General features: G+C 66.2%; 9 protein-coding genes. 5 read left to right on the forward strand and 4 right to left on the reverse strand.

What is annotated here, in order from left to right; translation table 11 throughout:
• The 3 genes from AAG801_RS36990 to AAG801_RS37000 form a co-directional block, all read right to left on the reverse strand.
• The coding region (locus AAG801_RS36990) for a 2-dehydro-3-deoxy-6-phosphogalactonate aldolase (protein WP_341892905.1) at positions 1-512 on the reverse strand (512 nt) is incomplete at its 3' end.
• The gene (locus AAG801_RS36995; protein WP_341892906.1) at positions 509-1,420 is read right to left on the reverse strand and encodes a 2-dehydro-3-deoxygalactonokinase; all 912 of its coding nucleotides are present in this window, start codon (positions 1,418-1,420) and stop codon (positions 509-511) included. The genes AAG801_RS36990 and AAG801_RS36995, both read right to left, overlap by 4 nt.
• Positions 1,421-1,614: 194 nt before the next feature.
• Entirely contained in the window at positions 1,615-3,354 is a 1,740-nt protein-coding gene (locus AAG801_RS37000) for an IlvD/Edd family dehydratase (protein ID WP_341892907.1), read from the reverse strand.
• Positions 3,355-3,567: 213 nt separating this feature from the next.
• On the opposite strand from AAG801_RS37000, the gene AAG801_RS37005 reads away from it, so the two are divergent.
• The 5 genes from AAG801_RS37005 (at position 3,568) to AAG801_RS37025 (ending at position 8,611) form a co-directional block, all read left to right on the forward strand.
• A complete protein-coding gene (locus AAG801_RS37005; protein WP_341892908.1) occupies positions 3,568-4,317 on the forward strand; it encodes a FadR/GntR family transcriptional regulator in 750 nt (249 codons plus the stop codon).
• A 77-nt stretch (positions 4,318-4,394) separates the two neighbouring features.
• Positions 4,395-4,946, forward strand: coding sequence for a TRAP transporter small permease (locus tag AAG801_RS37010; protein WP_341892909.1), 552 nt, complete (start codon positions 4,395-4,397; stop codon positions 4,944-4,946).
• A complete protein-coding gene (locus AAG801_RS37015; protein ID WP_341892910.1) occupies positions 4,943-6,244 on the forward strand; it encodes a TRAP transporter large permease subunit in 1,302 nt (433 codons plus the stop codon). The genes AAG801_RS37010 and AAG801_RS37015 overlap by 4 nt, the downstream gene beginning before the upstream one ends.
• A gap of 74 nt (positions 6,245-6,318) precedes the next feature.
• Positions 6,319-7,329: a TRAP transporter substrate-binding protein gene (locus tag AAG801_RS37020; RefSeq protein ID WP_101489478.1), complete on the forward strand. Its 1,011-nt coding sequence runs from the start codon at positions 6,319-6,321 to the stop codon at positions 7,327-7,329.
• Between the two features lie 82 nt (positions 7,330-7,411).
• On the forward strand, positions 7,412-8,611 hold the full coding sequence (locus tag AAG801_RS37025) for a mandelate racemase/muconate lactonizing enzyme family protein (RefSeq protein ID WP_341892911.1): 1,200 nt from the start codon (positions 7,412-7,414) through the stop codon (positions 8,609-8,611).
• 12 nt (positions 8,612-8,623) lie between these two features.
• On the opposite strand, the gene AAG801_RS37030 is transcribed toward AAG801_RS37025, so the two are convergent.
• A partial coding sequence (locus AAG801_RS37030; RefSeq protein ID WP_341892912.1) for an endonuclease/exonuclease/phosphatase family protein occupies positions 8,624-9,467 on the reverse strand: 844 nt, incomplete at its 5' end.

A 9,467-nucleotide genomic window follows, 5' to 3' on the forward strand; every position in this document is an offset into this window, starting at 1 on the left:
GTGCCCATGTTGTCCGGCGAAATGCCACCCACGGGCATCACGGGCGTGCCGGCCGGCAGCACCGCGAGCAGGGCCTTCACGACGGCGGGCGAGGCCAGCTCGGCCGGGAACAGCTTCAGGCCTGTGGCACCGGCCGCGAGCGCGCCGAAGGCCTCGGTCGGCGTCATCACGCCGGGCAGGCAGACCATGCCCAGGCGCGCGGCCTCGCGGATCACTTCCGCATTGAAGTTGGGCGACACGATCAGCTCGCCGCCGGCCGCATGCACCTCGCGCACCTGCTTCGCGTCGAGCACCGTGCCCGCGCCGACCAGTGCGGTCGGAAAGCGCTGGCGCATGAGCGCGATGCTCTCCAGCGGCTGCGGCGAATTGAGCGGCACTTCGAGCAGCCGGAAGCCGGGCTCGACGATGGCGTCGCCCACATCGGCGGCTTCGGCGGGCGAGAGGCCGCGCAGGATGGCCACGAGCGGCAGGGCCTGCATCGCGGCGTTGAATTTGTCGAGGGGTGTGGTCATGCGGCAGGTGTCCTGTCGGTGTCGAGAAAGCCGGACAGCGTGTGCAGTCCGGCCCAGGTGGCTTCGGCGCCGAGCGTGCGCGTGGCAACGCCGGTGGCGCGCAGGGCCAGGGTGTAGCGCTGGGTGAGGATGGAGGAGCCGATCAGGACGACCTCGCCGACGGCCTGCACGGATTGCGTGCGCAGTTCTTCGCCGATGAGCAGGCCCGACAGGTAGCTCGACAGCTCCTCTTTCGGCATGCGCTCGAACAGCGCGAGCGTGCGCGTGCCGAAGGCGTTGTGCAGCAGGCCGTGGCCGTTCTCGGAGCGCGTCACGCCTTCGAGGAACGCGGCTTCGTCGAGCGGCGCGGCCGCGTCGAGCGTGCGCGCCAGGATCGAGTGCTGGCTCAGCAGCGCATAGAACTCGCCGGTCATGTAGGTGCGAAAGCCGGCGACGCGGCCCTTCTTGACCGTCGCCCATTTGTTGTGGGTGCCGGGCAGCACGAAGACGCCGTCGTCCAGGCCGGTGATCGTCATGGCACCGAGGATCTGCACCTCTTCGCCGCGCATCACGTCGGGCACGCCGGCGTGCTCGTCGCTCAGGCCCGGCACGATCGCGATGCGCGCGCCTGGGATGGCGCCGATGTCGATGATCTTGCGGCCCACTTCCACGCGGCCCGCGGGGCAGGGGCAGTAGGGCGCTTCGACCCAGCCCTGCTTGCTGCCGGCCATGCCGGAGATCAGGCAGCGCGTGTCTTCGAGGCGCATCCAGTCGCCGAACAGCGACTCGAACACGGCGGGGAAGCCGCCTTCGGGCACGGTGAGGATGCCGCGGGCGTCGCTGCGTTCTTCGATGACGTGTCCACTCGGGTCGAGCAATGCGCCGCGTAGCGAGCTTGTGCCCCAGTCGATGGCGATGAGTCTTGTCATGTCTGTCGTCTGCTGCGTTTTGAGGGTTGGTTCGGGGCGCGTGCCCAGGACACCGGGTACTCCCCTCCGCGAATGTCCCCCGGCCTGCGGCCTCCTCCTTGATTTCGCTGCGGGGAGCACCCAGTGCCCTGTGCACGAGAGGCGCGGTCGTTGTGCGGGGCGATCAACCTGCGATCGCGCCCTGAAGTCTGCCCTCAGTGATTGTCTCGCGGCACAAAAGCCCCACGCCGCCCGCGCAGAAAGTCCAGGTCCGCGCCCTGGTCGGCCTGCAGCACGGTGTCGACATAGAGCTTCCAGTAGCCCGAGTCGAGCGGTGCCTTGGGCGCGACCCACTTCGCGCGGCGCTTCGCCAGTTCCTCGTCGCTCACATGCAGGTGCAGCTTGCGGTTTGGCACGTCGAGCTCGACGATGTCGCCGTCCTGCACCAGTGCCAGCGGGCCGCCTGCAGCCGCTTCAGGCGCGGTATGCAGAACGACGGTGCCGTAGGCCGTGCCGCTCATGCGTGCGTCGCTGATGCGGACCATGTCGGTGATGCCCTTGCGCAGCACCTTGGGTGGCAGTGGCATGTTGCCGGCCTCGGCCATGCCGGGGTAGCCCTTGGGGCCGCAGTTCTTGAGCACCATGATGCAGTGCTCGTCGATGTCCAGGTTCTCGTCGTCGATGCGCTTGTGCAGGTCGTCGGCGCTCTCGAACACCACGGCGCGGCCCTTGTGCACCAGCAGCTCGGGCGTGGCCGCACTGGGCTTGATGATGGCGCCATTGGGCGCGAGGTTGCCGCGCAGCACGCAGATGCCGGCCTTGTCCTTGAAGGGCTCGGCCTGGGTGCGGATGACCTGGGGGTTGTAGTTCTCGGCGTCCTTCACGTTCTCCCACACGCTCTGGCCGGTGACGGTGAGGATGTCCTTGTGCAGGTGGTCGGCGATTTCCTTGATGACCACGGGCAGGCCGCCCGCGTAGCAGAAGTCTTCCATCAGGAACTGGCCCGACGGCTGCAGGTTCACCAGGCAGGGCAGGTCAGCAGCGAGGCGGTCGAAGTCGTCGAGCGTGAGGTCGACGCCGATGCGGCCTGCAATGGCCAGCAGGTGGATCACGAAGTTGGTCGAGCCGCCGATGGCCGCGTTGACCTTGATCGCGTTCTCGATCGCCTGGCGCGTGAGGATCTTCGACATGTTCATGTCTTCATGCACCATGTCGACGATGCGCCGGCCCGCCTGGCGCGCGAGCACGTTGCGTCGGCCGTCGACGGCGGGGTAGGCCGCGTTGCCCGGCAGGCCGATGCCCAGCGACTCGACCATGCTGGCCATGGTGCTCGCGGTGCCCATCGTCATGCAGTGGCCGTGGCTGCGGTGCATGCAGCTCTCGGCCTCGAAAAAATCTTGCAGCTTGAGCGTGCCGGCGCGCACCTGTTCGCTCATCTGCCACACGCCGGTGCCCGAGCCCAGCTCTTGCCCGCGCCACTTGCCCGAGAGCATCGGGCCGCCCGACACGCCGATGGTCGGCAGGTCGACGCTGGCCGCGCCCATCATCAATGCGGGCGTGGTCTTGTCGCAGCCCATGAGCAGCACCACGCCGTCGAGCGGGTTGCCGCGGATGCTTTCTTCGACGTCCATGCTCGCGAGGTTGCGGTACAGCATGGCGGTGGGACGCAGCAGCGTCTCGCCGAGCGACATCACCGGGAACTCGAGCGGAAAGCCGCCGGCCTCGTACACGCCGATCTTCACCTGCTCGGCGAGCGTGCGGAAGTGCGAGTTGCAGGGCGTGAGTTCGCTGAAGGTGTTGCAGATGCCGATGACCGGGCGACCGTCGAACTGGTCGTGCGGCACGCCCTTGCCTTTCATCCAGCTGCGGTAGATGAAACCGTCGCGGTCATGGCGTCCGAACCACTGCTGGCTGCGCAGTTCGCTGGCGGGCTTTTTCTTCGGGGCGTTGCTCATGGGATGTGTCTCTTTGTCGTGGATCTGGAGCCGAAATCCTCAGGGTTTTTCCTGCCGGACGACCCTTTCAATCATCATATGATAAGCGTGACGAGCTGTCGCGCATTCAGGGTTTTCGAGTGGCCGGCACAGGCAAAGCCGCCTGAATCCGGTCTCGATACGTGCAGGAAAACAAAGCACCGGACACCACCAGAACCACACACACAGGCCCGCATGATCAAGAACGTCCACGGCAACACGGTCGATCGCATCGGCAGCGACATCGTCGCGGGCCGCTATGCGCCCGGCGCGTCGATTCCGCCGGAGCCGCTCCTGTGTGAAGAGCTCGGCGTGAGCCGGACCGTGGTGCGCGAATCGATCAAGTCGCTGATCGCCAAGGGCCTCGTGACCAGCGGTCCGAAGGTGGGCACGCGCGTGCAACCGTCCGACCAGTGGAACTGGTTCGATGCCGACGTCATCGTGTGGCAGACGCAGGCGGGCCTGTCGGCCGAGTTCCTGCGCGACCTGCAGGACCTGCGCCGCGTGGTCGAACCGGCTGCGGTGGCCATGGCCGCGCAGCGCGCCACTCCCGAAGACATCGCCGACATGGAAGACGCTTACGCGGGCATGAAGCGCGCCATCGAGTTCGGCGGCGACTACATCACGCCCGACCTGCGTTTTCACCAGGGCCTCATCCGCTCCAGCCACAACCGCATGCTGGTGCAGATGAGCCGTGCGCTGGGCGCGCTGCTGCGCACGAGCTTCGAGATATCGACCTCGCGCAAGAACGGTCCTGCGAGTTCGCTGCCGCTGCACCGCGCGGTGCTCGACGCCGTGATCGCGCGCGATCCGGCCGCGGCCGAGAAGGCCGTGCGGGTGCTCATCGACGGCGCGCGCCTCGACATCGAGACCGTGCTGGCCTCGCGCAAGAAGCTGCCGCGCATCAGCCGGCCAGCAACGCAGCTCAAGGCCTTTCCGCTCTAGCCGGCTGGCAAGCCAACGACAGCGCAGAGCGACCCTTCCTCCCTCCCATAACAACACCGGAAAGTCAGGAGACGCAGATGCTGATGCAAAGGGCAATCGACGGATTTTTTCGCCTGCTGGAGTTCCTCGTCGTCGTGTGCATGGTGGCGATGGTCGTCATGGTGTTCGGCAACGTGGTGCTGCGCTACGGTTTCAACTCCGGCATTTCGGTGTCGGACGAGATGTCGCGCTATTGCTTCATCTGGCTCACCTACATCGGCGCCATGGTGGCGATGCGCGACGGCGCGCACCTGGGCGTCGACACACTCATCAAACACCTGCCGCTCATGGGCAAGAAGGTCTGCTTCTTCCTGAGCCAGTCGCTCATGCTGTTCTGCAACGTGCTCTTCTTCATGGGCACCTACGAAATGCACGAGCTGCAGGTGACCAACATCTCGCCCGTGGTCGGCATCTCGATGATCTGGATCTACGGCATCGGCTACATCGTGTCGGTGGTGATGGCCCTCTTCAACATCGACAAGCTCTGGCGATTGTTCCGGGGCAGGGTGCCCGACCAGGAGCTGATCCAGGTCATGGAATCCGAAGAACAGGTGCTTGACGCCGCCGCACACGGGAAGGTGGCGCAATGACCGTCACGATCTTCATCGTCTCCCTGCTCGGCGCCATGGCACTGGGCATTCCGATCTCGTACTCGCTGCTGGTGTGCGGCGTCTCGCTGATGGGCTGGCTGGCCTACACCGGCGGACTGCCGGCCTTCGACAGCCAGATCATTGCGCAGCGCTTCGTCGACGGCGCCGACAACTTCCCGCTGCTCGCGGTGCCGTTCTTCCTGCTGGCCGGCGAGTTCATGAATGCCGGCGGGCTCAGTCGGCGTATCGTGAACCTGGCGATGGCCTGGGTCGGTCACTACCGCGGCGGCATGGGCTATGTGGCGGTGCTGGCGGCGATCATCATGGCCTCGCTCTCGGGTTCGGCCGTGGCCGACACGGCCGCGCTGGCCGCGCTCCTCATCCCCATGATGAAGGCCGCCGGTTACCAGCTGAACCGTTCGGCCGGCCTCATTGCCGCGGGCGGCATCATCGCGCCGGTGATTCCGCCGTCGATCGGGCTCATCGTGTTCGGCGTGGCGGGCAACGTGTCGATCACCAAGCTGTTTCTCGCGGGCATCGTGCCCGGCATCATGATGGGGCTCGCGGTGGGCGTGGCCTGGTGGATCGTGGCCCGGAAGGACAAAGTGAAGTCCTCGCCGCGCGTGCCCTGGGGCGAGCGGTTGAAGGTCACGGCGCAGGGCAGCCTGGCGCTGGCGCTGCCGATCATCATCATCGGCGGCATGAAGTTCGGCGTCTTCACGCCGACCGAAGCCGCCGTGGTCGCGGCCGTCTATTCGCTCGTGGTGGGCCTCTTCATCTACGGCGAGCTCAAGGTCAAAGACCTGTACCGCCTCACGCTCGCGGCGGGCAAGACCACCGCGGTGGTGATGTTCCTCGTGGCCGCCGCGATGGTGAGCGCATGGCTCATCACGGTGGCGAACATCCCGACCGAGGTGGTGGCGCTGCTGGAGCCCTTCCTGGACAACAAGACGCTGCTGATGTTCGTGATGATGGTGCTGATCGTCATCGTGGGCACCGCGCTCGACTTCACGCCCACCGTGCTCATCCTCACGCCGGTGCTGATGCCCGTGGTGCTCAAGGCCGGCATCGACCCGGTGTACTTCGGCGTGCTGTTCATCATGAACAACGCCATCGGCCTCATCACGCCGCCCGTGGGCACGGTGCTCAACGTGGTGAGCGGCGTGGCGCGCATCTCGATGGACGATGCCTTCAAGGGCGTGATGCCCTTCTTCATCGCCCACCTGGTGGTGCTGTTCACGTTGGTGTTCTTCCCGCAGCTCGTGACCGTGCCGCTCCAGTGGTGGATGGGGCGCTAGTTTTTCGTTCCTGTTCTTTTTCCTGTCAGTCAGTTCGTTCAATCAACCAACCCCTCGAATCGAAGGAGACAAGCATGTTGTTTCGCAGAACCCTGATGACCGCCGCCCTCGTGGCCGGTGGCCTGCTGGCGTCGACCGGCGCCCTCGCGCAATTTGCCGAACGCACGATCAAGTTCACCAACGGCGTGAACGAAGACCACCCCGTGGGCGTGGGCGTGAAGAAGATGCAGGAAGTGCTCGCTGCCAAGACCGGCGGCAAGATGAAGATCACGGCTTTCTGGGGCGGCGCCGCGGGCGGCGACCTGCCGGCTACGCAGGCGCTGCGCGCCGGCACGCAGGAAATGGTGTGCACCTCGAGCTCGCCGTTGGTGGGCATCGTGAAGGAACTCGGCGCCTTCGACCTGCCGTTCCTGTTCGCCAACGAGAAGGAAGCCGACGCGGTGCTCGACGGCCCCGCGGGCGAGTACTTCAACAAGAAGCTCGAAGCCGCCGGCCTCGTGAACCTGGCCTACTGGGAGAACGGCTTCCGCAACCTCACCAACAGCAAGAAGCCGGTCACGAAGGCCGAAGACTTCGAAGGCGTGAAGCTGCGCGTGATGCAGAACAACATCTTCCTGGACTCGTTCAAGACCCTGGGCGCCAACGCCGTGCCCATGGCCTTCGGCGAGGTGTTCACCGCGCTTGAGACCCGCACCATCGACGGCCAGGAGAACCCCTTCGTGACCATCGAGACCTCCAAGTTCAGCGAGGTCCAGAAGTACCTGAGCGTGACGCGCCACGCCTACACGCCGTTCCTCGTGCTGTACAGCAAGAAGCTCTGGGACCAGCTCAACCCGCAGGAGCAGGCCGTGCTGCGCGAGGCCGCGAAGGAAGGCCAGAAGGTCCAGCGCGAAGCGAACCGCGCGCTCAACGAGAAGTCGCTTGCCAACCTGCGCAAGACCATGACGGTGAACGAAGTCTCGGCCGCCGAGCAGAAGCGCATGCTGGAGAAGGTGAAGCCCGTGTACGACAAGAACGTGCCCAACATCGGCACGGAAGCCGTGGGCGTGGTGACCGACGCGCTGAAGAAGGCGCGCGGAGGCTGAGGCTTTCAGCCATGCGCTGAATGTGTGCAAGAGCCGCGCGGCATTCGCCGCTGCGGCTTTTTCTTTTTGCGGAACCCCTTTCATGAAAATCACGCAAGTCGAAACCATCCGCCTCGGCGAGTTCCCCAACATCCTGTGGGTGCGCCTGCACACCGACGAGGGCCTGGTCGGCCTCGGCGAAACCTTCATGGGCGCCGAAGCGGTCGAGGCCTACCTGCACGAGTGGGCGGCGTTCAAGCTGCTCGGCACCGACCCGCTGCAGATCGAGGCGCGCAACCGCGACATCACGGGCTACCTGGGGTGGCGCGGGTCGGGCGTGGAAACGCGCGGCAACTCGGCCGTCGATATCGCCCTGTGGGACCTGTTCGGCAAGGCCGCCAACATGCCGGTGCACACCGCGCTGGGCGGCAAGAGCCGCGATGCGATCCGCATCTACAACACCTGCGCGGGCTACCAGTACATCCGCAGCGCCACCAACCAGACCAGTTCGAACTGGGGCCTGGCCAACAACAACGGTCCGTACGAAGACCTGCAGGGCTTCCTGCACCATGCCGACGAGCTGGCGGAGTCGCTGCTGTCCGAAGGCATCACGGCCATGAAGATCTGGCCCTTCGACCCGGCGGCGGAAAAAAGCCACGGGCAGTACATCAGCCATGCCGATCTCGACACCGCGCTCGAGCCCTTCCGCAAGATCCGCCAGGCGGTGGGCGGCAAGATGGACATCATGGTCGAGTTCCACAGCCTGTGGCGCCTGCCGATGGCGCAGAAGATCGCGCGCGCACTGCAGGAGTTCGACACCTTCTGGCACGAAGACGCGATCCGCATGGACAGCCTCGACCTGCTCAAGCAGTACGCGAAGGACTGCCAGGCGCTCGTCTGCGCCAGCGAAACGCTGAGCTACAAGTGGGGCTTCAAGGACTACCTGCAGACCGGTGTGGCCGGAGTCGCGATGCTCGACCTGAGCTGGTGCGGCGGCCTGACCGAGGCGCGCAAGATCGCCGCCATGGCCGATGCGTGGCAACTGCCCGTGGCACCGCACGACTGCACCGGGCCGGTGGTCTGGGCCGCGTCCACGCACCTGAGCCTGCATGCGCCCAATGCGCTCATCCAGGAGAGCGTGCGCGCCTTCTTCACCGGTTGGTACAAGGAGCTCGTCACCGAGCTGCCGAAGGTCGAGAACGGGATGATCAGCCTCAACGACAAGCCCGGCCTCGGCCTGGAGCTGCTGCCCGACCTGCACAAGCGCGCCGACGCGATCGTGCGGGTGTCGAAAGCTTCGTAGCGCCGTCGTTCGTCAGCGGTTGTCGTCGGTGCGCAGCCGCAGCAGGGCGCGCACGAAGCCGTGGTCCGAGCGCGAGCGGTCGCGGCCTTCGTGCAGGTGGTCGTTGAAGTAGTCGACGCGGCGCACGTCGCCCAGGCTGTGGCGGCTGCTGGCCACGAACTCCTCGCTCACGAGGATCTGGTCGAGCACATCCGGAAAGCCCTGGTGGATGTGCGAATAGGCCACGTCCTTCTTGAGCGCCGACTCGCCCTGCATCTCGTAGGCGTTGAACAGCGCCACGTCGCGCGCGGCCTTGTCGTAGGCCACCTCGGAGGTGGCGGCCACCAGCTGCGTGGTCACGCTGTGCGGGTTGTCGTTGAAGTCGCCCATCACCACCAGCGGCACGTTGGTGCCCTGCAGCAGGTCGATCACGATGCAGCGCAGGGCCGCGGCTTCGGCACCGCGCATCAACAGCGAACGCAGCGAGGCCATCGCGCCGATCTTGCGGTCGTCGCGGTCTTCGAGGGGGTTGCCCTGCGCGTCCTGCAGGAACTTGGGGCGCTTGGACTTCAGGTGCACCGTCAGCACATGCACCTGCTGGCCGTGCTTCATGCGCACGGTGACCAGCAGGGGCGGGCGCTCGAAGCGCGTGTGCGGCCCGAGGCCCGGCACGTCGACGCCGAAGCCCGGCGGAAAGTCGACGAAGGACTGCGTGCTTTCCACCTGCAGCCGCGTGACGATGCCAACGCGCGGCGTGCCTTGCGCGCCCGGCCGCCCCGGCGTGCCCGGCGGGCTGCCGGGCGGCGGCGTGTTCTCGGCGCCCGGCACCGAGACGAAGTCGTAGCGCAGCCCGCTGCGCCCGATGGCGGCTTTCAGC

It is taken from the genome of Variovorax sp. YR752 (assembly GCF_943372545.1).